1 pseudogene is annotated in these 533 nt (G+C 42.4%); it reads right to left on the bottom strand.

The window, feature by feature from the left end:
* Positions 1 to 171: pseudogene (locus CIK04_RS22510) on the bottom strand (flagellin); the annotation flags it as partial.
* Positions 172 to 533 lie beyond the last annotated feature (362 nt).

The following is a 533-nucleotide window of genomic DNA, read 5'->3' as shown; positions in this document are numbered from 1 at the left end:
TTGTACGTTCAAGCGGTTAGAGATTTGCAGACCTGCTGCGTCATCTTTTGCACTGTTGATTTTGAAACCTGAAGACAGACGCTCCATCGAAGTTTGTTGTGCGCTGTTTGCGTTATTCAGGTAACGCTGTGCTGTCATTGCTGCTACGTTTGTATTTACATTCACTGCCATGATGAATTCTCCAATTGATTTTCCGATATTACGGTTTCCGACGTCTCGGAAAACCAAGTAGTTCTCTCAAAGTTACTTCTATTAACGGCTCGGTTTGGAAATCCTTTAGGAAAAAAATGCGATTTTTTTGAAAAAGTTTGTTTGAAGGGGTTTTCGTGATTAAAGCGGTAAAAAGTGTAAAAACATCAAAAATAGGACTAAAGATTTGACATGCATTGTCGATAAGAGCGGTTGACTTTTTTCCAGCCCACTCCTGTTAACTTGCTCCCTTTCGTGTCGCAAGCGCTATCCAAGTCATCCCAACACTTATCCCAGCAGGGTCAACGCGAGATTCGGTCCCTTTTTCGCCTGCGCCAAAATGG

It is taken from the genome of Vibrio sp. 03_296 (assembly GCF_002265885.1).
The sequence above is the reverse complement of the archived record's forward strand: the minus strand, read 5'-3'. Positions and strand labels throughout refer to the sequence as shown.